Below are 22,459 nucleotides of genomic sequence, written 5' to 3'. Positions count from 1 at the left end.
TGCTTGTCGACGCCCCGTTCTAGGCCGCGTAGCGGACCAGTTCTGATGCCTTGAGCACCATGGGGACGTGGGCAACGCCGGCCTCGTCGTACTGGGTGCCGCAGGTGGTGAAACCGAAGCCCTCGTAGAACTCCTGCAGGGGCAGCTGTGCGGTGAGGACGACATCCTTGCCGGGGAACTGCTCATAGGCGAGGCGCAGGGCGTTTTCCATGATCTCTGCGGACAGGCCGGTGCCGCGGGAGTCCTGGGAGACGGCGACGCGGCCGAGTTGGGAGACCTCGGCGTCGTCAAGCTCGAGGGTGGCGCCGGTGGCGGCGGCGACCTCGGAGACGGTGGTGGGGACGAGACGTGCGCAGCCCTTGAGTTCCGTCGGGTGGTCCTCGTGGCGTTCCCAGACCAGGATGTGGCGGGTGGTCGGGAGGGCGTCGGTGTCGTCGATTTCGGCGTAGGGGGTCTTCTGCTCATGAACGAAGATGTCCACGCGAAGCTTGTACAGCTTGTGCACCTCAAGGGAGCTCAGCTCGGCAAGGTTGGAAACTGAAAAGTATCGGGTCATGGCCAAATACTAACGTGTCTCGGACAGAATGTTCCAAGTGCGGGTTTTCCGTTGGTGCTGAAATGAGATCCCGTGGCCGGCGAAAAGTACAGTCCCCAACTGGTACATGTACAAAAGATGAATAAGAAGTGAATTAAACAACAAAACACCGGGTCAGAGGCATTTGTCTCTTTCCCGGCGATTGGGGTGCCTCGTGAGCTGTTCAGCTGAAATTTAGATCTCGTACTCCGGGCGGGCGAAGCGGACCATGTCATTCCACTCAACGATCTTCTTGCGCTCGCGACCCTCGCGCTCACCAGCCTCACGTTCAGCGGCATCCAGCAGGTGCCAGCCATCCCACGTGGTGTAGGGGATCTTCCGGTCGTCGAGAAGCTCGATGATCGCGTCGGTCTCCGGATTAGCCGGGGCGGGCAGGGAACCGGCGGCGTAATCGGCCAGGAGCATCTCCGTGGTCTCCTTGGCGTCGGACTTGGTGTTGCCGATCAGCCCGATCGGCCCACGCTTGATCCAGCCGGTGGCATACAGGCTGGTCACCGGGGAGCCTGTCGACGGGTCGATGACGCGACCGCCGTCATTGGGGATGATCGCACGCTCATCATCGAAGGGGACATCCCTGACCGCATCGGAGCGGTAACCGACCGCGCGGTACACAGCCTGGACATCCCAGGTGGTGAACTCGCCGGTGCCCACCACGCCACCGTTGCCGTCCAGTCTGGTGCGCTCGGTCTTCAGGCCGACGACCTTGCCGTCCTCCCCGAGGATCTCCACGGGGGATTCGAAGAAGTGGATGAACAGCTTGTGCGGGGCACCCTTGGGGTCGCGGATCGCGTACTGCTCCAGGGTCTGGCAGACCAGATCCTGTGACTTGGAATCGCGGCGTGCCTGCTCGGAGGCTGCGTCGTAATCGATGTCCTCGGGGTTGACCACCACCTCGATGTTGGGAGAGTGGTCCAGTTCCTTCAGCTCAAGCGGGGTGAACTTCGCCTGGGCGGGTCCACGACGACCGAAGACGTGAACCTCCCTGGCCTTGTTCTGCGACAGGGATTCGTAGACATTGTCCGGAATCTCGGTGACCTTGAGCTCATCGCCGGTCTTGGCCAGGATGCGGGCGACATCGAGTGCCACGTTGCCGACACCGATGACGGCGACCTTCTCAGCGGACAGATCCCACGACCGGGCGAAATCCGGGTTGCCGTCGTAGAAGCCCACGAACTCGCCGGCACCCCACGAGCCTTCGAGGTCCGCACCCTTGACCCGCAGATCCTGGTCGCCGGTGGCACCCGTGGAGAAGATGATGGCGTCGTAGAACTCACGGAGCTCATCGACGGTGATATCCTTGCCGATCTCGATATTGCCGAGCAGGCGCAGCTGCTCCTTGTCCAGCACATTGTGCAGGGACTTCACGATGCCCTTGATACGTGGGTGGTCGGGTGCGACACCGTAGCGGATCAGGCCGAAGGGGGCGGGCATGCGCTCAAACAGGTCGATCTGGACATCGTGGTCGGACTTCATCAACAGGTCGGATGCGTAGATTCCGGCTGGGCCAGCGCCAACAACAGCGACGCGCAGAGGGCGAGACATAGACAGTTTTCGTTCCTTAAACATTGGTTGACGATCCCGGCCGCTGGGCAGGGGCGGGCACCCGAATCTCATGAGGCCGGGTGTTCCGGGTTCCTAATAACCCCTTATGATACGTGCTTTGCCCACAGGGAGGTAGGCGACCCTTTCCACACTCTGAATGAGGGTGTTTTCCACCCCGCGGGATGTTCGTCTGGCGTACGCTGAGGGGGTGCCGCATGCAGGGGAAAGCGACCCCGATGCGGCCAGAAAACTTAACAAAATGATCTTCGCAACCTGTAACACGAAAATTCTGTTTTTGTGAAGATCCGTGGTTTGTGCAGCTCACGCGGGTGCCCCATACCTGCAGGTAGGTGTGATGAAAGAAAAAAATTCCATCCGTGAGGTATCGGGCTTCAAACGACGCTAAGCTATGCGAAGAATCACAACACTTGCCACGAGTGCCGAGCGGCACACATCTGGTGGAGAGGATCACCCCCATCTCTTCCGGGTTGAGAGAAGAAAGGCGATGCATGTCTGACACCCCAACGTCGGCTCTGATCACCACCGTCAACCGCAGCTTCGATGGTTTTGACCTTGAAGCACTCGCGCGGGACCTGGAGGTAAACCTGGTTCCCATACGCGGTGATGATTTCGACATGTCCAAAGTCCTGGCCGCGGATCTGCTCGCGGATGGACCTGCCCTCATCGTCGGTGCCGGCAATGCGCATTTCGATGCTCAGGTGGCCGCCGCGCTCGGTGTGCCGATGCTGATGCTCGTCGACAAGCGTGGCTCCCACGTCACCCTGGCACGCACCCAGGCCAAGAACGTCGGTGCCGTGGTCGTCGCGGCCTTCACCGCCGAGGAGGAGGCCAAGCCGGACAAGCTGAAGAAGGCTGTCCGCAACCACGGCAACCTCGAGCCGGTCATGAGCGCCGCCCTCTTCGAGAACTGGCTGCTCAAGCGTGCCCGCAAGGAACAGGCCCACATCGTGCTCCCGGAGGGTGAGGATGACCGCATCCTCATGGCCGCCCACCAGCTCCTGGAGAAGGACATCTGCGAACTCACCATCCTCGGTGACCCGGAGCAGATCCATTCCCGTGCCACCGAGCTCGGCCTGCACCTGGAGAAGGCCGATGTGATCAACCCGCTCACCGACCCCAAGCTGGATGAGTTCGCCGAACAGTTCGCGGAACTGCGCAAGAGCAAGGGCATCACCCTTGAGCAGGCCCGGGAGACCATGAAGGACATCTCCTACTTCGGCACCATGATGGTGCACAACGGCGATGCCGACGGCATGGTCTCCGGTGCCGCCAATACCACCGCGCATACCATCAAGCCGAGTTTCCAGATCATCAAGACCGTTCCCGAGGCCTCCGTGGTGTCCTCCATCTTCCTCATGGTGCTGCGTGGGCGCCTGTGGGCCTTCGGTGACTGTGCGGTCAACCCCAACCCCACCGCCGAGCAGCTCGGTGAGATCGCCGTGGTGTCCGCGAAGACCGCCTCGCAGTTCGGCATCGACCCCCGCGTGGCCATCCTGTCCTACTCCACCGGTAACTCCGGTACCGGCCCCGATGTGGACCGTGCGATCGATGCGCTGGCGGAGGCCCGCCGCATCGATCCGGACCTCAAGGTCGATGGACCGCTCCAGTTCGATGCCGCCGTTGACCCAGGTGTGGCGAAGAAGAAGATGCCCGATTCCGATGTCGCCGGACACGCCAACGTGTTCATCTTCCCGGACCTGGAGGCCGGGAACATCGGCTACAAGACCGCCCAGCGCACCGGGCATGCCCTGGCGGTCGGGCCGATCCTCCAGGGTCTGAACAAGCCCGTCAATGACCTGTCCCGCGGCGCCACCGTCCCCGATATCGTGAACACCGTCGCCATCACCGCCATTCAAGCCGGAGGCAAGTAAACCATGGCCCTAGCACTCGTTTTGAACTCAGGTTCCTCCTCGATCAAGTTCCAGCTCGTCAACCCGGCGAACCATGCCACCGACGATCCCTTCGTCTCCGGACTGGTGGAGCAGATCGGTGAGAAGATGGGCCGGATCATCCTGAAGATCGAGGGTGAGAAGGTGGTCAAGGAAGCCCCCATCGCCGATCACTCCGCAGGCCTGTCCATGTCCTTCGACCTCATGACCGAGCATGGTTGCGGGCCCTCCCAGGTCGATATCATCGCGGTTGGTCACCGTGTGGTTCACGGCGGCATCCTCTTCTCCGCACCGGAGCTGATCACCGATGAGATCGTCGAGATGATCCGCGACCTCATCCCACTGGCACCACTGCACAACCCCGCCAATATCGACGGCATCGAGGTCGCCCGCAGGATCCTTCCGGATGTTCCCCACGTGGCGGTCTTCGACACCGGTTTCTTCCACTCCCTGCCACCGGCTGCCGCCCTGTACGCCATCAACAAGGATGTCGCGGCGGAGTACGGTATCCGTCGTTACGGTTTCCACGGCACCTCCCATGAGTACGTGTCCTCACGCGTGGTGGACCTGATGGACAAGCCCGCCGAGGAGATCAACACCATCACCTTCCACCTGGGCAACGGTGCCTCCATGGCTGCCGTCAAGGGTGGGGTGGCGGTGGACACCTCCATGGGCATGACCCCGCTGGCGGGTCTGGTCATGGGCACCCGCACCGGCGATATCGATCCGGGCGTGGTCTTCCACCTGGCACGCAACGCGAACATGAGCATCGATGAGATCGACAACCTCATGAACAAGAAGTCCGGTGTCAAGGGACTGTCCGGGGTCAACGACTTCCGTGAACTGCACCAGATGATCGAGGACGGCGACCAGGATGCCTGGTCCGCCTACAACATCTACATCCACCAGCTGCGCCGCTACCTCGGTTCCTACATGGTTGCCCTGGGCCGGGTGGACTGCCTGGTCTTCACCGCCGGTGTCGGCGAGAACGCCCACTTCGTCCGCGAGGATGCCCTCGCCGGTCTGGAGATGTACGGCATCAAGGTTGATCCCGAGCGCAACAAGCTACCCAACGACGGCCCGCGCCTGATCTCCACCGATGACTCCACGGTGAAGGTGTTTGTCATCCCCACGAATGAGGAGCTGGCGATCGCCCGTTACTCCGCGAAGTTCGCGGAGTAGCCCCCTCCTGACACACCGTGCAGCGCCGCCCCACTGAACTGCTCAGCGGGGCGGCGCTTCGCGGTCAGTGCCCGCCGGGAACTAGAACCACGTGAAGGGGCGGACAGCGTTGGCCATGTCCACCAGGGTGTAGCGGTGCCGGGCGAATGGGGCGGACCGGGCCTGCACCCGCAGGGCCTCGGAGATGCCCTCCCGCAGACCGCGCTGCGTGAACGGGTACTCGAACAGGGGGTTGGGGGAGGCGGCGGACTGCAGGTCCCGGTCCCGCAGCCAGGACAGGCCGGCGGACATGATGGCGATCTTGATCTGGTTGAAGCGGGGGTCGTTGGTGGGAATCTCGGAGAGCCGTCGGGCGGCACGTCGGATGCGTGATTCGCTCAGATTGGAGCTGAGCAGCAACAGGATCGTGGTGAGTTTTGCCATGCGGTGGTGACGGGAGGCCGGTGACAGTTTGTCCAGGGCCTGAACCGCCAGCTCGATCTGGCCCTCCGCCATCAGCTGCCGGGCCAGCCCGAAGGCCGATGACACCGTGGTGGGGTTGGTCAGCCACACCAGGGCATAGACACGGAGCGAGTGGAACCGGAGGATTGCCGGTTCCGTGGTGATGTGGGACCAGGTCTTGCCCAACCCCTTGAACTCGGAGGCATCCAGTTCCTCGAAGTCATCACCCAGGGTGGCAGTGGCGTTGACCAGGGCCGGGGTGAGCAGGGGGGTGTTTTCATAACCCATCTGCTGGAGGAGCAGCTCATCCACCGCCGCCAGTGCCAGCTTCGGTGCCGCCTCACCGGGCAGGATGGTGAGCACGGTGTAGAAGTACTCCTGGGCGGCGGCGTAGTCATCCAGCAGGAGGTGGGTGATCCCGGAGAACCACTGGTGCCGCCAGTCCCGGCCCATCCGCTCCTTCAGGGTATCCAACCAGGCGCGGGCCTCGGCGGTGAAACCCAGGTCGAGCAGGGCACGCACCACACCGAGGGGGATCTCGATGGAGTCGCGGTATTTCTCGTTCTCCATGGAGGTGCGTAGGTTCTCCAGGGTTTCGGAGGCCTCCGCGTAGGAGGAACCCGACAGCATGCGGGCCCCGGGGTCGGTGCGGTCGATCAGTGGCACCGGCAGTGCGGAGACGATCTCGGGGGCGGTGATGCGGACCTGGCGGTCGATGCCGTCGATAAGCTTGTCGGTGCGGAAGACCATGTGCTTGGTGCCGAAGGTGCTTCGCTGTGGGGAGAACAGGGAGTGCTGGGGAGGGAACTGTTTCCCATCACGGATGGCCAGGATCTCCCGGAGCACACCGAACAGCTGCGTGCGCAGTTCCGCCACCGAGGTGAACCGGTCCTCCGGTTTCTCGGCGGTGGCGCGCAGCAGCAGGCGGTAGAAGGAGAGGTAACGGCGCAGCTGCGGTTGATCATTGGGTGAGGGGATCCCGGGGGCGAGCACCCCGTCCTCGACAGGGAGTTTCAGGGTCAGCGCCGCCAGGGTGCGTCCGATGGTGTAGATATCCGAGGCCACGGATGGTCCCTGCGTGGCCACCTCGGGAGCCTGGTACCCCTTGGTGCCGTAGATATAGCCGTACGCCCCGATGCCGGAGACCGCACCCAGGTCGATCAGCTTGACCTGATCCTCGGTGGCGATGATGTTCTCCGGTTTGAGATCGTTGTAGACCACACCCCGGGAGTGCAGGTAGTCCATCGCCGGCAGGACCTCCAGGATGTACCCGATGGCCAGGTCGAAGCTGAGCACCCCGTCCTTCTGCTGCTTGCGGCGGTCATTGAGGGAGGGCCCGTTGACGTACTCCATCACGATGAATCCACCGGGCACCCGGGGATCATCGATGAAGTTGTAGGCCTTCACGATGCCCGGGTGGGTGATATCAGCCAGGAAGGCGCGTTCCGCCTCGGCCGTGCCCTGGTCCTGGGCACTGGTCTGGGCCATCATGCCCTTGAGTACCACGACACGGTTGGCCACATTGAGGTCATTGGCCAGGTAGATCCAGCCCATGCCGCCATGGGCGATCACCCCCAGGACCTCATACTGCTCGGCGACGATGTCACCCGCCTGCAGCTGGGGTGGTTTGATACCGGGTTTGAGTTTCGCCTCCGGATCGATGAGCAGTTCACTTTCCGGCTTCGGTGTGATGAACGGCAGCTCCACCATGCCGTCGGCCACGGTGCGGGACTGACGTGTGATGCCACGCCGCTCCCGGAAGGTGGAGATCGCCTCCCTGCGGCTGCGTGCGCTCGGATCAGCACTGGCGAATGTCGCGGCGGTCGGGATCTCCGGGTCACTGACCGTGACATCGGTGGGTTCCTCCTCCTCCGCCGGGACGAACTGCCCCTGGGTGGCACGGAGCTGATCCAGATCCTTCAGCAGGTGATCCAGTTCCTCAACCGGGAGGTCATCCTCGTCATCGTCATCGGCGAAGGGGTCGAATTTCACCGCCTCGGTGCCGGGGGAAACAGCATCAGGGTCGTAGGCCACGCCCTCGGTGTGTGGGGCCAGGGCCCGCTCCACCTCGTCGAGATCGTCATCGTCATCGGCGAAGGGGTCGAATTTCACCGCCTCGGTGGGAGGTGATGTGCCGGGGTCCTCCACGTTCCTGCGCTCATTGTCCGTCATCGGTCTCTCCGTCATCTCCGTCCTCTGCCTGTGGTTCGTCCCGGTACTGCAGCGGTGGTGGACCGTAAGTGTACAGATGCTGGCCGAACCAGTCGTTGAACATCGACCACCAGGTGGTGTCCTCCTGGATGCGTTCCATCGTGGCATTGACCTGCCTAACCAGACCGGTGGTGTCCCTACTCGCCCGGGAGGGGGCGATGGCCACGGCATAGGATTCCCAGGCCAGGATGGACGGCAGGATCCGGGTATACGGATCCTGCGCGGCGATGCCGGCGAGGACCGCATCATCACCGAGGATCGCCTGGGCCTGCTGCTGCTGGAGTGCCATGAGGCAGTCCGACCAGTTACGGGTGCGCAGAATGCTGGATTCCGGTGCCATGGCGCGGGTCTTCTGCAGTGCTGTGGAACCGTCGGCCACACAGACGGTGTTGCCCGCGAGATCCTCAATGCCCTGGATACCGGAGTTGTCCATGACCAGCAGACGGGTCTGGGTGCGCATATAGGGGGTGGAGAACTCCATGCGCCGCAGGCGGTCCTCGGTGACGGACACCGACCGGATGACCATGTCCACATCACCCCGGGACAGTCCACGGAGACTGTCGCCGGCCTCGATGAACCTGAAGTCGACCGCCTCGGGGTTGCCGAAGATATCCCGGGCGATCTCCTTGGCCAGCTGCACCTCGAAACCGCGGAGCTGTCCACTAACGGGGTCGCGGAAACTGAGCAGATTCTTGGACTGGTCCACACCCACGATGAGTCGACCCCGCTGGAAGATCTCCGGGACCCTCTCCTTCGGCTGCCGGTCATCGGGGCTCAGGGATCCCTCCCAGGTGTCGGTGATCACCGGGCGCGCCGGGACGGTGCCGGGGGCCTCCACCTTGGATCCCGGGGGCAGGGGAGGGCCTGCCTCGGGATTGATACGCGGGTACATGTCGTCCATGGTGGCGGAGGTGTCTATCTCCGGGTTCACGCAGGACGCCAGGAGGGTTGCGGACAGCAACGCCCCCACCAGGGTGGGGAGGAGGCGGCCGGGTCGTCGATAAGCGCCCGTCATCACAGGTACTCCTGCAGTCGTGGCCGGATACCGATCCACAGCGCCATCACCGAGGCGATCGAGAGGATCAACACGGACATGGCCACCAGGGAGGTGGCCGCCAGACCACTTTCAATATAGGAACGCATGGCCACACGGGAATCCGCGATGATCTCAGCCATGGCCGCATCCAGTTCATCGAAGCTGGTCCGGCCCGCCGCATTCGTGGACAGGGCGGTGGTGACCGCCGCATTGTAGTCACCGTTCTGGAGGAACATCATGAACTGGTCATGCTCCCGCGACCACTCGGTCATCGCGGTACGGATCTGGCCGAGAAGTACCTGGTGTTCCGGTGTCTGGGCCTGCGCGGTCTGCTCATATTCGGCCACGGCCCGCTGGATCTGGCTGATGGTGGCGTTGAACCCGGTGGTGCTGCCCTGGATGGACTGACGACGCACCAGCGCGAGTGTCTCCGTGGTGCGGGCATGCTGGGCATAGATGCGCGCCGTGGTCATGGATTTCAGCGGTCCGGATGCCTCCTCGAAACCCCGGGTGCCCGCCTGCCAGGTGGTCCAGTCGGCGGCTGCAACCCAGAAGGTGGCGATCAGCATCATCGTGGTGGCGAGGGCGAACCCCTTGTTGATCCGACGGCGGGTGACCCGCATGAGCCACCACTGCGCCAACACCAACATGGCCAGCGCCGCCAGCAGACCCGACAACGGCACCCACTGCGGGCGCATCATCGTCCGCTGCTGATCCGTCACCGCACGGCTGGTCATGTTGTACAACTCGGAGGCCTTGGGCAGGATCTCATTACGCATCATCGCGCTCGCCTCGGCCATATAGGCCACACTCACCGGATTACCCGCCCGGTTGTTACTGCGCGCCGTCTCCACCAGACCGGTGTAGATGGGCAACTGGCGCTGGATCTCGGTGACCAGCTCCATCAACCGTTCATCGCTCATATCGGCGGAGGACGCGGTCTCCGTGGCGGCCACCGACGCACGGTCGATCGCCGAGTTGTACCGCACCCGGTTCATGGGCCCCTCGATACCGGCCTGCACAAACCCCGTGGTGGCGATGGTGTCCGCCACCGACAGGGAGGTGTAGAGCACATGGGCGTTATAGGAGACCGGTTCGGTGTTGGTGATCAGGTTGTCCAGCTGGGACTGACGCTGCTCCGAGGAGATCGACATGGCATAACCGGCGGCGAAGATCGCCACGGAGATGATCACGGTCAGCGCCGTGATCTTGCCCGGGGAGGTGTTGATGAACCCCCACAGGCGACGCAGCACGAACAGGGGCTGACCGAAGGTCTCCTGGATGATGGCATTGAGCACACTGCGCCTGGACCGGTTCTGCGTGGTGATCGGATCCAACCAGTGATCCGGGGAATCATCATCGTCATCATCAACCTGGGTGGTGTCCCGGACCGGCTGGGCAGTGCTGCGGAAACTCCGCACCCCGTTCCGGGCCCGCCGACTTCCACCATTGACACGCCGTGAGCTGCCCATATGAGCGGGCTCGGGGAGCTCATCCTCCCCCTGGCGATCACCGATCAGCGGTGATCCATGCACGCCGGACGATCCGCCGGGCGCACCCGACCCACCTGCAACTGTGGATTGCTCCCCAATTCCATCCCGCGTCATTGTTTCAGGATAGCGCGGTTGATGCCTGTGAGAAAGTAGACGGCGCAATCATATTGTGATCTGGGTAGCGTATGTTCTGATCTGGTGGAGGGGGGACCATGCCGGAACCCGGCGACTTCCCCCAGCTGTCCGCCCCAGCTGTCTCCCCGCGCCGGTTCCACGGAACACCTTGTTCACCTAATGTGTAGTGCATGAGAGGCGATGGTGACGGTTGGGCAGCGGGACCTGAGGGTGCTGCCATGTGGGGACGTAATGGAGCGGCTGGTCTGCTGCTGATCGCAGGCCATGCGGGGGAGGACGTCTCCGGGTGGAGGGTGCTCTTGCAGCACCGTGCGCACTGGACCAATAACGGTGGCACGTGGGCGCTTCCGGGTGGTGCGCGGGATTCTCATGAGTCCGAGGCTCAGGCAGCACTGCGGGAGGCCGCGGAGGAGACGGGAATAGATGCAGGACAGGTGGAGATTCTGGATACGGTGGTCACCGCGGGACCCTTCCCGGCTGACCCGGAGCGTCCCGAGCTCGCCGGAGGCTGGACGTACACCACCGTTATTGCACGTACCACCAGCGGTGATGTCCTGGAGACCACCGCCAATGAGGAGTCCCTGGAGTTGCGGTGGGTGCCTGTGTCAGAGGTGGATGAGCTGCCGCTGATGCCGGCGTTCAAGGCGTCGTGGCCCCGGTTGCGCGGTCTTGCGGGGGACCTCGCTGTGTCTCACTGAGCAACTAGTGACACACTGGTCTGCATGATCGAAGTCGCAGGCCTCACCAAACAGTATGGGCAGGTCCGGGCGGTCGAGGACCTGACATTCACTGTCAAACCAGGCATGGTGACGGGGTTCCTCGGGCCGAACGGCGCCGGCAAATCCACCACCATGCGGTGCATCGTCGGGTTGGATAACCCCACCTCCGGGCACGCCACCATTGATGGTCAGCCCTACCGGGCGTTGAAGAATCCGCTGACGCGGGTGGGTGCGCTCCTGGATGCCAAGGCAACCCACCCGAACCGTTCGGCTGCCAACCACCTGAAGTGGATTGCGCAGGCCAACGGGTTGCCCACCTCCCGGGTGGAGGAGGTGCTCGGCCTGGTGGGGTTGAGCGATGTGGCGGGTAAGAAAACCGGTGGGTTCTCCCTCGGCATGGGGCAGCGGCTGGGGTTGGCGGCTGCGCTACTGGGTGATCCGGAGTATCTCATCCTCGATGAGCCGGTCAACGGTCTTGACCCGGAGGGTATCCACTGGGTGCGCATGCTGCTCAAGAATCTCGCGGCGGAGGGGCGGACCGTCCTGGTCAGTTCCCACCTGTTGTCGGAGATGGCGTTGACGGCGGATCACCTGGTGGTCATCGGCCGTGGCCGGATGGTGGCCGACACCCCCATCCAGGACTTCATCCGTGAGCATTCCGCCACCACCGTCACGGTGCGCACCCCGCAGCCGGACGCGTTGCAGGCGGCGCTGCAGGCGCGCGGGATCCGCTTCGAGACGACGCTTGTCGACGCCCGCCCCACCTTCACCATCATGGACCGCACCACCGATGAGATCGGTGAGCTCGCCTTCGCCCAGGGCATCGCGCTGTTGGAGCTCTCCGAGCACCGTGCCTCTCTGGAACAGGCCTTCCTCCAGACCACGGGTGAGTCCGTGGAGTACCAGGCAGCAACACCACCCACCCCGCAGGAGGAGAGGTAGACCCATGTTCGTCAATGTTCTCAAATCCGAATGGATCAAACTCCGCACCACCAGGTCCTTCTGGTGGACCACGGCGCTGATCATCCTGCTCAGTGTGGGTTTCGCCGCCATCACGGGTACGTTCGCCACCGGGGAGGATCTGGCCACCACACTGCTGTTGGCGGGCAGCACCGTGGCCGGGGTGTACATCGCCAGTTTCATCGTGGTGATCGTCCAGGCGGTCATGATGTTCACCACCGAGTTCCGGTACGGCTATCAGCAGCAGTCCTTCCTGGCCACCCCGAGCCGCTGGGTGGTCGCGGTGGCGAAATGGCTGCTCTACACGGTGCTGGCCATGGTGATCATCTTCATCACGGTGCTGTTGTGCTTCTATGTGGCCAAGGCCCTGGCCTCGGATCTGGCCAGCAGCACACTGGATGTCTGGAATGACGACGAGGCGCTCCGGATCATGTGGCAGTACCCGGTGGGGGCGGCCCTGCTGGTGACCTTCTCCTCCGGTATCGCCCTGTTGCTGCGGCAGTCCGCCGGCGCCATCGCGCTGATCCTCATGTGGCACCTCGCCCTGGAGGATCTGGCGGGTATCCTGCCCCGGGTCGGGGAGTTCGTGGGTAAATACGGCCCCTTCACCAACCTGCGGTCCTTCATCACCGGGTACCAGACCGCGGATCCGGGGTGGGGACCGGAGTTCGGCGCGGTCTACTTCGGGATCTGGGCGGTGGTGTTGTTCATCGCCGGCATCGTGGCGCTGGAGAAGCGGGATGCCTGACCCAGCCTGAGCCCGGTGTCTAGTTCATCAGGGTGTAGAGCAGCAGCACCGCCGCGGGAATGGCGATGTAGAACCCGAGGATGATGATCAGTGCGTTGGTGTAACTGCGTGCGGCGATACCCGCGCTGGTCTCCGCCAGGGTGATGATCATCCGGGACAGCCGTGGGATGGACAGCACGAGGATCGCGCCGATGACGTTGAACAGCACGTGCACCAGGGCGGCCTGGAGAGCGAAGGCACCGTAGACCCCCACGATGGCGAGGGTGGCCACCGTGGCGGTGAGGGTGGTGCCCACATTGGCGCCCAGGATGACCGCGAGGATGACCCGTCGTTTCAGTGACTGGGTGACCGCGAAGGGCTGCATGGACGATACCGTGACCGAGGATGCGGTGACCAGGACGGTGAACAGCAACCCGATGCCGAAACCGATGAGATTAGACCGCGCGCTGATGTGCGGGGTGTCCTCCGGACCGGAGAGGGAGAACTTGTCCAGCAGGGAATGGGCGGTGGCGGCGGTGATCATCCGCAGCTGGTAGCTCATCACCCGGATGGCCACCAGGATCAGGAGGGTGCCGGCGCCCAGCGCCAGGAGGGTGGCCATGCCGGCGCTGCCCGCCATGCCGAACAGCCCATTGGTGCCGATGAGGGCGATGAACGGCTCCACCACCGCCTGGACCACATGGGTGGTGGGTGCGGAGGTGTCCCCCGCCCCCAGGAATGCTTCGGAGAGTTCGCCGGAGACGCTCCGCAGAGGGTGGAAGAGCATCTCGATGGTGAGCATGACGATCATGACCAGCATGTTGAACCACAGGTGCATCGCGGCCGTGGTGAAGGCCTTCTTGAATTCCCTGCGTTCACCCATATAGGAGAAGGCGACGAGCAGTGCGGTCATGGTGGTGCCCACATTCGCACCCATGATGATGGGGATGGCGACGGGCACGGAGACAATGCCGGCGCCGACTGCGGCCACGGTCAGCGTCGTGGTGGTGGTGGAGGATTGGACCAGGGCTGTCGCCAGGATGCCGATGAGCAGGCCGATGAGGGGATCACGGGCCAGGTCGTACATGCGCGTGGTGCTGGCGGAGCCGACGTTGTACACCCCGTCGAGGATGAGATTGATGCCCACGATGATGGCGAAGATGGAGGCCAGCACGACCAGCCAGCGCACGAATTTCCCCCAGCCGGACAGGAGGACCTGGTCATTGCCGGGGGTGATCTTACGCGGATTGATCGGATGGAAGGTGCCGGGGAGGAACGCCGCCGCGGGCCCGCGTCCCGCCGGTATGGGTGGGGGGAGCGTGCGTCGTGGATGTTGAACGTATTCGAAGTCTCCGGCCACGCGGGTCCCCTCCCCATCTTGAATTAGGTGAATGTCCATGAGCGAAGAGGCCAACCCAGCTCTTCTGTATCTAGCTTGAATCCTACATGGATGAAAGGTTAACAATCCAATAAAGACGGGGTGAAACCTGTTCCATATCTCTGTTGAGATGTTAAACTTTGGCCTTTTGCTATTTTGTTATCCGGGACACACGGTGGCGTGTGCCCGGGTTCAGTCGGCGTCGAGAAATGGTTGGGATAGTTTCATGTCACAGGGCAAACAGCGCCTCACCACCCCGCTCCTCCTCGGACTCGCCCTGATCACGGCCACCCCGGCGCTATCGACAGACATGTATCTCCCTGCGCTGCCCATGATCGCGACAGACCTGGACACCACCACCCCTCTGGTGCAACTGACCCTCTCCGCGTTCATGGCGGGGATGGCGGTGGGCCAGCTCATCATCGGGCCGATCTCCGATTCCCTGGGCAGGCGCCGACTCCTGCTGGTGGGCGCGGTGGTCTCCCTGGTCGCCAGCATCGGCTGTGCGCTGGCCCCCTCGATCGGGGTGCTCATCGGGATGCGCCTGCTCCAGGGGTTGGGCGGGGGAGCCTGCGTGGTCATCGCCCGGGCCATCGTCCCCGATCTGGCCCGGGGCAGGGAGGCCGCGCAGGCCTTCTCCCTGCTGATGATCATCCAGGCGATCGCCCCGGTGCTGGCCCCGGTTGTCGGTGGTGTCATCTCCGCACCGTTCGGCTGGCGGGCGGTGTTCTGGGCCCTGGCGCTGATCAACGCAGCCCAGCTGCTGGTGGCGGTAATCGGGATCCGGGAATCACGCCCGGTGGCGGAACGCACCGGGGTCGGGCTTGGGGGCATGCTGTCGAACTATCTCCATGTCCTGCGCAACCCCCGGTTCCTGGCCTATGCGGCGGTGTTGGCAGTGACCTTCGGCGCGATGTTCTCCTATATCTCCGCCTCCCCGTTTGTGCTGCAGAATCAACTGGGTATGACCCCGCTGATGTTCTCCGTTGTCTTCGCCGTCAATTCGCTCGCCCTGATGATCTCCGGGTTCCTCAACCGTCGCCTGCTCAACTCGGTGCATCCGCACCGCATCATGGCCGGGGCGATGGTGGGGTTCATCAGCTTGAATGTGCTTTTCCTGGTGCAGGTGGCGTTGATTCGTTCCACCCCCCTGTTTCTGGTGTTGTTGTTCCTCATTGTCGCGCATGTGCCGTTGATCATGGCCAATGCCACGGCACTGGGGACTGCGGTGGTGCGTGAGCGGGCGGGATCCGGTTCCGCGGTGATGGGTTTCCTGCAGTTTTCCATGGGTGGTCTCATCAGCCCGGTGGTGGGGCTGGGAGCCGACCGTGCGCTGTCGATGGCGGTGTCCATGGTGGGCTGTGCGCTGTGTGCGGGGATCGCGGTCTGGTTCGCCGGGCGTCACCCCCTGCCGGATATGGGGTGATACCTTCCTACTGCAGCGCCGAGGTCAGCCGCATGACATTGTCCAGATAACGCCTTCCCCAGCTGCGCTGGTTCCACTGGTCCAGGGTGAGCCGGAGGCAGATGTCCTTGTAGTGCTCGGTCAGGTCGTTGAGATCGTTGATCAGATCGCCCTTGGCCACCATCATGGAGATCTCATAGTTCAGGCCGAAACTGCGCATATCCAGGTTGGAGGATCCGACCACGCCCACCGGCACACCGTCGGCGGAGTGGTCGGGATCCGCGAGGACATATTTGGTGTGCAGGACGAAGGGCTTGGGGTACATGTAGATTTTCACCCCGGCCTCCAGCAGCGCCTGGTAGTAGGAGGACTGGGCATGGTTGACCATGAACTGGTCGGCCTCCTCGGAGACGAACAGTTCCACCTGCACACCCCGGTAGCAGGCGGAGGTGACGGCTTCCAGGAGGGATTCATCGGGGATGAAATAGGGGCTGCACAGCACCAGCCGTGATTTCGCGTGGTGCACGATGGAGTTGAACATCCGCAGGTTGGGTTCGGTGTTGTACCCGGGGCCGGACGGCACCAGCTGCACCAGGTTCTTCTGGGAGTTCTGGGCGGTGTCGGGGATGGTGGTGTGGGCCTCCTCGTGGTCGCGGATCTCCAGGGCCTCATTGGATTCGACGTACCAGTCACCGGCGAAGACCATCTCCATGGAGGACACGATGGGGCCGGAGAGTTCCACCATGAGGTCCACCCATTTGCGGCCGATCTTGATGTTCTTGCGCTGCAGGTAGCTGGCATCGATCATGTTGAGGGACCCCATGAAACCGAGGTGTCCGTCGATGATGAGCATCTTGCGGTGGTTGCGCAGGTCGGGTCGGCGGAAGCGTCGGCGCCACGGCTGCAGGGGCAGCATGAGGTACCACTCGATGCCCATGGCGGTGAGGTTCTTCTTCAGTTTGCGGTAGCCGGGGTATTTCCAGCTGCCCACGTGGTCGAAGAGCAGACGCACCTTCACCCCGCGTTTCTCGGCGCGTTCCAGGGCCTCGAAGAAGGGCTTGGTCGTGTCATCCCAGGCCATGATGTAGATCTCGACGTAGATGTAGTCCTGTGCCTCATCCACGGCCGCGGTCATGCGTTTGATGGTGGCGTCATAGTCGGAGTGCACCCCGTGGTTGACACCGATCACGGCGGGCATGTTGGTCAGGCGCCGGTTCAGGCGGATGACGGATTCGAGCTCCGGGTGGACACTGACCCCGTCGGGATAGTCGGGGACATCATCGTGGACGTCCTCGATGAGATCATTGATCTCCTGCTGGATGCGGTGTCGCCGTTTATTGATATAGGGCGACCCCATGAGCAGGAACAGCGGCAGGCCCAGGAAGGGGATGAGGAGAATGGCCAGCAGCCAGGCGGTGGAGGTGCTGGGGCGGCGGCCCTCGGGGACATAACCGATGGCGATGATCTTGATCGTGTAGTCCACGATCAGACCGATGGTCTGCCAGACTTCCAGGTCGATGGATATGCTCATGCGCGTGCCATCCTGCCCCGGTTATACCGAGTAATCGACGATCACCGGTGCGTGGTCCGAGGCGCCCTTGCCACCGCGTTCCTCCACATCGACGAAGGTGTGATCGGCGGTGAGTGCGGGGGTGGCCAGCTGGAAATCGATGCGCATGCCCTCACCCTTGAGGAAGCGTGCACCCTTGTAATCCCAGTAGGTGAAGGTGCCGGGGCCGGGGCTGGTTTCGGTCAGTCCCGCCTCGATCAGTTGCTGGAAGGCGGCGCGTTCGGGTTCGGTGACGTGGGTGTGTCCCTCGAAGGCGGAGATGTCCCACACATCCTGGTCGGTGGGGGCGATGTTGAAATCACCCAGCAGGATCATCTTCTCCTCGGGGTTTGCACGCAGGACATCCGCCACGTGGTTGCGCAGGGCGAACAGCCACCGCAGTTTGTAGTCATAGTGCGGGTCGGCGATCTCCCGGCCGTTGGGGACATACAGGCTCCACACCCGCACGCCCCCGCACCCCGCGCCGATGGCCCGGGCCTCAATGGCTTGCTCCGCACCCGGATCCTTGTCGAACCCGGGTTGCCCGGGGAAACTCGTCTGGACGTCCTCGATGCCGACGCGGGAGATGATGGCCACGCCGTTCCACTGGCTCAGGCCGAAGTGCGCGACCTCATAACCGATCTCCCGGAAACGTTCATAGGGGAACTGGTCGTCTCTGCACTTTGTTTCCTGCACGGCCAGCACATCCACGTCGTGCCGGATGAGAAAATCCACCATCCGGTCCACGCGTGTGCGTGCGGAGTTGACGTTCCAGTTCACGATGCGCATGCCTTATACCCTAGCGTTTTGCTTATCGACGGCCCCGCCCACCCGCCCTCCCGCACCCCTAGCGGGTGCGTTTGGCGTAGCGGTGCCGGTGATGCTCGGTGAAACCGAGCTTGGTGTACAGCCCGATACCCGCCTCATTCCGGGAGATGACCTGCAGATATGCCTCCGCGGCGCCCATCTCGGCGCCCCAGTGCTGGATGCGGGCGCCGAGCGCGGTGCCCAGCCCGCGGCGTCGATAAGCAGGCGCGACCTCCACGGCCGAGTACCCGAGGAAGGTGCGCGACTCCGCGGCGGTGATGGTCGCACGGGTGATCGCGACGGTCTGGCCGAGGGAGGTGACCAGCCGGCCGAAACCCATCTGGCCGTCGATGCGGGTGCGCAGCAGCTCCAACGCATGCGGCGGCAGCGCGTGACCGCGGAAGTGGTACATGTTCAACCAGTCGTCATCGGGCTGCTCATCCACCCGGAATTCCAGGCCCTCGGGCAGGGTGAAGGGATCCAGTGTGGACAACTCCCTGGTCATCACCAGGATCTCCGGTCCGAGGTGCCACGCCTCGGGTTCGGCGGAGATCACCTTGAGTGCCGGTTTACCGATCCGCTCCGGGATGTGCAGCCGCACCGGAAGGGAGTGGGCTGCATAGAACTCCTCGATCGCGTCGAGGGGCACGGGATCAAATCCGGTGGTGGGGCCCAGCGGGGAGGCGGAGTTGGATCGCTCCGTGATGCCGTCACCGGCGCGCAGCAACCACCCGTCCACCCACTCGTTGCTCAGGCCCGGGAAGGCCTTGGCGGTGGCGACCTCCACGGCGCGGATATCGGAGTTGCGGATGGTGCGCGGGGAGAGGATCCGCACCACCTCGAGCTGATCATCGGGGATGATGATCTCTCGGGCCGTCGACGGCATCCCCCCGACGGACTGGGGGCGCACCACCAGCGGATCAAGCGCGGTGACATGGCCGATGACATCGGTCCAGTGCACATCGGCACCCTCGATGCGGCGCCGCACCACCACGCGGTCACCGATCGCCGGGTTGTGGCTGCGGAACCTCGGCAGCCTAGACGTCATGTCCGAAGGGATCCTCATCCACACCCGGGGTCCAGGTCAGACCCGGCTCGGTCCACCCGTTGGCCTTGATGGTCTTCTTGGCCAGGCGCTTCCACCGCCCGATGAGGGTGTCGGTGTAGACCACGCCATCCAGGTGACCCACCTCGTGCTGGAAACAGCGGGCGAGGAAACCGGTGCCCTCCATCGACCACTCCTCACCGTCTTCGTTGAGACCGGTGACCTTCGCCCAGTCGGCGCGACCCGTCGGGAAGCCCTCACCGGGCACCGAGAGGCACCCCTCCTCATCGGAGCCGTCATCCGCGGGCATGGTCTCGGGGATCTCCGAGGTCTCCAGGACCGGGTTGATGAAGCAGCCCCGGTGCATGGTGCCCTCATCATCGGGGCAGTTGAACACGAAGATGCGTTTGGACACACCGATCTGGTTCGCGGCCAGGCCGACACCGTTGGCGACCTCCATCGTCTCGTACATATCTGCAATCAGTTCCTGCAGCTCGGAGATGGGTTCGGTCACCTCCCGGGTCGGGTTGTGGAGGACGGGATCACCGTGGATAACAATTGGACGGACAGTCATGTTCTACAGTTTAGGCATGCTCAGCGCTGATGATTTAACGCTCCTTCAGTTTGAGGCGTCCGCACCCCGGGCACCGGGGGCGAAGGAGGAGGCCATCCGGGCCACCTTCGGGATCTCCCCGGTGCGCTACTACCAGCGGCTCAACCTCATCATCGATACCCCCGAAGCGATGAAAATCCACCCAACCCTGGTGTCCAGGTTACGGCGTCGCGCCGGAAAGATAGACTAAGCGCCATGACTTCGGACATGCAGAACCCCTCCTCCTCCGACGCCGGTGAACCCGCTGGTGAATCCACCGGTGCAGCCACCAGGAACTCCGGCCTGCCCATGCGCGGTCTGGCGATGATCCTCATTGCCGTGGCCGTGCTGTTGGCGGCGTGGGCACTGTGGTCGATGCTGAACGATGGCGATGAGTCCGTCACCGCTGACACCACGACCACCGCTGCCACCACCCATGCCGGGGAGGACACTCCAGCTGCCCGGGATGCGGGTACTGAGACCACCACCGGGACTGGGGATGAGAGCGGGGAGGGCACCCCTGCCGGGGAACCCCGCGAGGATGAGGGCGACAGCCAGCGCGATGACCAGCGCGAGGGCCAGCGTGAGGGCCAGCCCGCCCCGGCACCCGCTGCCGGTGAGTCCGCCGTAGCCCAGCGTCCCACCGGCACCCCGGTGACCACCCTGCATGTGCTCAACAACTCCACCGTCCCGCAGCTGGCGGCCCGTGTCGCCGAATCCCTCGAGTCGGATTTCCAGAAGGTCGAATCAGGCAACCTTCCTGACGTGGTGATCCCGCGCAACACCGTCTACTTCACCGAGGGCAACCCCGGTGCGGAGCAGGCTGCCCGTGAACTGGCCGACCGTGTCAACGGTGTCGCCATGGAACGCAGCCCGGTGCTGCCGGAGGAGACCGGGGGCAAGGACGCCCTCGTCCTGGTCCTCGTCGAGGACGTCAACCTCTAACACCCGTCACGCAGTTCGTCCTGCACCGGTCGACACCCTCTCAAGGAGAACCACGCCATGGCCATCGAGTTCAAGCGTTCACCGAAGCCCACCATCGGCGTGGAGTGGGAGATCGCGCTCGTCGATCCGGAATCCCGTGACCTGGCACCCCGTGCCGCGGAGGTGTTGGAGATCGTCGCCGAGCGCCACCCCGAGGTCCACCTGGAGGGGGAGTTCCTCCAGAACACGGTGGAGCTGGTCACCGGTATCTGCGACACCGTGCCGGAGGCCGTCGCCGAACTGGACCGTGCCCTGGCCGCGGTGCAGGAGGCCGCCACCGAACTGGGTCTGCGTCCCTGGACTTCCGGTTCGCACCCGTTCTCGGATTTCCGGGAGAACCCGGTGTCCAAGAAGGGTTCCTACGATGAGATCATCGCGCGCACCCAGTACTGGGGTAACCAGATGCTCATCTGGGGCATCCACGTCCATGTGGGCATCAGCCACGAGGACCGCGTGTGGCCCATCATCAATGCCCTGGTGACCAACTACCCGCACCTGCTGGCACTGTCCGCTAGTTCCCCGGCGTGGGATGGCCTGGACACCGGGTATGCCTCCAACCGCACCATGCTCTACCAGCAGCTGCCCACCGCGGGCCTGCCATACCAGTTCCAGAGCTGGGATGAGTGGGTGTCCTATATGGCCGATCAGGATAAATCCGGGGTGATCAACCACACCGGGTCCATGCACTTTGACATCCGGCCGGCCTCCAAATGGGGAACCATCGAGGTCCGCATCGCCGATTCCACCTCCAACCTGCGAGAACTCTCCGCCATCGCGGCGCTCACGCACTGCCTGGTGGTGCACTATGACCGCATGATCGACCGCGGGGAGCAGCTGCCCACCCTGCAGCCGTGGCATGTCGCCGAGAACAAGTGGCGCGCCGCGCGCTACGGCCTGGATGCGGAGATCATCATCTCCCGCGACACCGACGAGGCCATGGTGCAGGATGAACTGCGCCGCCTGGTGGACCGCCTCACCCCGCTGGCCGCTGAACTGGGCTGTCTGCGCGAGTTGGATCTGGTCCTGGAGATCATCGAACGCGGTGGTGGTTATGAACGCCAGCGCCGCGCCTACCAGCGCACCGGGACCTGGATCGCGGCGGTGGATCTGGCCTGCGATGAGCTCAATGAGCTCCGGCCCCTGGAGGCTGAATGATGAACGACAGAATGACCCAGCCGATTGTCTTCATCCCCGATGCCGGGGAGCTGCCGGATGTGTTCACCGAGGTGGTCAACGCACTGCCCGCAGACCTGAAACCACGCATCGCCCCCTGGTCGGGGACGGTGGGGCGGGGGCAGGAGGACGTCGAAAAGCTCCTGGACAAGCACGAACTACGTCGCATCATCCTGGTGGGTGGGGGACGCGGGGCGGCCGTGGCGCTGCGCGTCGCACAGGCACAGCCGGGCCGGATCACCCACCTGGTGCTGGATACGCCGGTGATCTCCCTGGATGAGCAGACCAGGAAGGTGGGTCGCGCCCTGAAGCGCGTGCCCGGTTTCCTGTTCCGGGGGCGTAACAAGGAGGAGCTGCTCAACCAGGTTGATGAGTTGGACGGCACCTCCGCGGGTGATTTCGCGGATGTGGCCACGCCGACGCTGATCATCAGCGGCACCACCCACCCCGAGCTTGTCGACGCCCTGCCCCGGGTGGTCACCGTCAGCGTCGACGGTGCGGGGCGGCGCACCTACCGCACCCACCCCGGCGAGTTCGGTGCCCACCTGGGGCGGTTTCTGGCGGATTCCTGACCC

At 63.8% G+C, this 22,459-nt stretch carries 20 protein-coding genes; 10 read left to right on the top strand and 10 right to left on the bottom strand.

Going from position 1 to position 22,459, the window contains the following annotated elements:
• Window positions 1–19: 19 nt before the first annotated feature.
• A complete protein-coding gene (locus CE_RS12840) occupies window positions 20–556 on the bottom strand; it encodes a GNAT family N-acetyltransferase (RefSeq protein ID WP_006769045.1) in 537 nt (178 codons plus the stop codon).
• 213 nt (window positions 557–769) lie between these two features.
• Window positions 770–2,137, bottom strand: a complete 1,368-nt coding sequence (locus CE_RS12835; protein ID WP_035109311.1) for an FAD-dependent oxidoreductase — start codon at window positions 2,135–2,137, stop codon at window positions 770–772.
• Between the two features lie 509 nt (window positions 2,138–2,646).
• On the opposite strand from CE_RS12835, the gene pta reads away from it, so the two are divergent.
• Window positions 2,647–4,029: a phosphate acetyltransferase gene (pta, locus tag CE_RS12830; protein WP_006769047.1), complete on the top strand. Its 1,383-nt coding sequence runs from the start codon at window positions 2,647–2,649 to the stop codon at window positions 4,027–4,029.
• Window positions 4,030–4,032: 3 nt separating this feature from the next.
• Window positions 4,033–5,229, top strand: a complete 1,197-nt coding sequence (locus tag CE_RS12825; RefSeq protein WP_006769048.1) for an acetate kinase — start codon at window positions 4,033–4,035, stop codon at window positions 5,227–5,229.
• A gap of 81 nt (window positions 5,230–5,310) precedes the next feature.
• On the opposite strand, the gene CE_RS12820 is transcribed toward CE_RS12825, so the two are convergent.
• Genes CE_RS12820 through CE_RS15390 form a run of 3 tightly spaced genes read right to left on the bottom strand, consistent with a single transcriptional unit; the run spans window position 5,311 to window position 10,524 of the window.
• Window positions 5,311–7,857 carry a serine/threonine protein kinase gene (locus CE_RS12820; RefSeq protein ID WP_011075996.1) on the bottom strand — a complete coding sequence of 849 codons (2,547 nt, stop codon included), beginning with the start codon at window positions 7,855–7,857 and terminating at the stop codon, window positions 5,311–5,313.
• Window positions 7,829–8,896, bottom strand: a complete 1,068-nt coding sequence (locus tag CE_RS12815) for a transporter substrate-binding domain-containing protein (protein WP_006769050.1) — start codon at window positions 8,894–8,896, stop codon at window positions 7,829–7,831. The genes CE_RS12820 and CE_RS12815 overlap by 29 nt, the downstream gene beginning before the upstream one ends.
• Window positions 8,896–10,524: a hypothetical protein gene (locus CE_RS15390; RefSeq protein ID WP_011075994.1), complete on the bottom strand. Its 1,629-nt coding sequence runs from the start codon at window positions 10,522–10,524 to the stop codon at window positions 8,896–8,898. The genes CE_RS12815 and CE_RS15390 overlap by 1 nt, the downstream gene beginning before the upstream one ends.
• A gap of 191 nt (window positions 10,525–10,715) precedes the next feature.
• Between CE_RS15390 and CE_RS12805 the strand changes: the two genes are divergently transcribed.
• Genes CE_RS12805 through CE_RS12795 form a run of 3 tightly spaced genes read left to right on the top strand, consistent with a single transcriptional unit; the run spans window position 10,716 to window position 12,972 of the window.
• Window positions 10,716–11,243: an NUDIX domain-containing protein gene (locus CE_RS12805; protein ID WP_011075993.1), complete on the top strand. Its 528-nt coding sequence runs from the start codon at window positions 10,716–10,718 to the stop codon at window positions 11,241–11,243.
• Between the two features lie 24 nt (window positions 11,244–11,267).
• Entirely contained in the window at window positions 11,268–12,206 is a 939-nt protein-coding gene (locus CE_RS12800) for an ABC transporter ATP-binding protein (RefSeq protein ID WP_006769054.1), read from the top strand.
• A gap of 4 nt (window positions 12,207–12,210) precedes the next feature.
• Window positions 12,211–12,972: a multidrug ABC transporter permease gene (locus tag CE_RS12795; RefSeq protein WP_006769055.1), complete on the top strand. Its 762-nt coding sequence runs from the start codon at window positions 12,211–12,213 to the stop codon at window positions 12,970–12,972.
• A 19-nt stretch (window positions 12,973–12,991) separates the two neighbouring features.
• Here the strand turns inward: CE_RS12795 and CE_RS12790 are convergent, their stop codons facing one another.
• Window positions 12,992–14,311: a Na/Pi symporter gene (locus tag CE_RS12790; protein ID WP_231295113.1), complete on the bottom strand. Its 1,320-nt coding sequence runs from the start codon at window positions 14,309–14,311 to the stop codon at window positions 12,992–12,994.
• A gap of 244 nt (window positions 14,312–14,555) precedes the next feature.
• Between CE_RS12790 and CE_RS12785 the strand changes: the two genes are divergently transcribed.
• The gene (locus CE_RS12785) at window positions 14,556–15,755 is read left to right on the top strand and encodes a multidrug effflux MFS transporter (protein ID WP_006769057.1); all 1,200 of its coding nucleotides are present in this window, start codon (window positions 14,556–14,558) and stop codon (window positions 15,753–15,755) included.
• 7 nt (window positions 15,756–15,762) lie between these two features.
• Here the strand turns inward: CE_RS12785 and cls are convergent, their stop codons facing one another.
• From cls to CE_RS12765, 4 genes are read right to left on the bottom strand one after another with little or no spacing between them, the layout of a single operon-like run.
• Entirely contained in the window at window positions 15,763–17,265 is a 1,503-nt protein-coding gene (gene cls, locus CE_RS12780; RefSeq protein WP_006769058.1) for a cardiolipin synthase, read from the bottom strand.
• 21 nt (window positions 17,266–17,286) lie between these two features.
• A complete protein-coding gene (locus CE_RS12775) occupies window positions 17,287–18,072 on the bottom strand; it encodes an exodeoxyribonuclease III (RefSeq protein ID WP_006769059.1) in 786 nt (261 codons plus the stop codon).
• A gap of 58 nt (window positions 18,073–18,130) precedes the next feature.
• The gene (locus CE_RS12770) at window positions 18,131–19,138 is read right to left on the bottom strand and encodes an N-acetylglutamate synthase, CG3035 family (RefSeq protein WP_006769060.1); all 1,008 of its coding nucleotides are present in this window, start codon (window positions 19,136–19,138) and stop codon (window positions 18,131–18,133) included.
• On the bottom strand, window positions 19,128–19,709 hold the full coding sequence (locus CE_RS12765) for a peptide deformylase (protein WP_006769061.1): 582 nt from the start codon (window positions 19,707–19,709) through the stop codon (window positions 19,128–19,130). The genes CE_RS12770 and CE_RS12765 overlap by 11 nt, the downstream gene beginning before the upstream one ends.
• A gap of 16 nt (window positions 19,710–19,725) precedes the next feature.
• On the opposite strand from CE_RS12765, the gene CE_RS12760 reads away from it, so the two are divergent.
• The 4 genes from CE_RS12760 to CE_RS12745 are packed head-to-tail and all read left to right on the top strand — an operon-like array spanning window position 19,726 to window position 22,456.
• Window positions 19,726–19,938, top strand: a complete 213-nt coding sequence (locus CE_RS12760; protein ID WP_143758472.1) for a DUF3263 domain-containing protein — start codon at window positions 19,726–19,728, stop codon at window positions 19,936–19,938.
• Window positions 19,939–19,943: 5 nt separating this feature from the next.
• Entirely contained in the window at window positions 19,944–20,672 is a 729-nt protein-coding gene (locus tag CE_RS12755; protein WP_006769063.1) for a LytR C-terminal domain-containing protein, read from the top strand.
• 57 nt (window positions 20,673–20,729) lie between these two features.
• On the top strand, window positions 20,730–21,866 hold the full coding sequence (locus CE_RS12750; protein ID WP_006769064.1) for a glutamate--cysteine ligase: 1,137 nt from the start codon (window positions 20,730–20,732) through the stop codon (window positions 21,864–21,866).
• Window positions 21,863–22,456 carry an alpha/beta fold hydrolase gene (locus tag CE_RS12745; protein ID WP_006769065.1) on the top strand — a complete coding sequence of 198 codons (594 nt, stop codon included), beginning with the start codon at window positions 21,863–21,865 and terminating at the stop codon, window positions 22,454–22,456. Before CE_RS12750 ends, CE_RS12745 begins: the two co-directional genes overlap by 4 nt.
• The last annotated feature ends 3 nt before the right edge of the window (window positions 22,457–22,459 follow it).

The sequence above is a fragment of the Corynebacterium efficiens YS-314 genome (assembly GCF_000011305.1).
GTDB classification, from domain to species: domain Bacteria; phylum Actinomycetota; class Actinomycetes; order Mycobacteriales; family Mycobacteriaceae; genus Corynebacterium; species Corynebacterium efficiens.
This window is presented reverse-complemented; position numbering and strand designations above follow the sequence as displayed.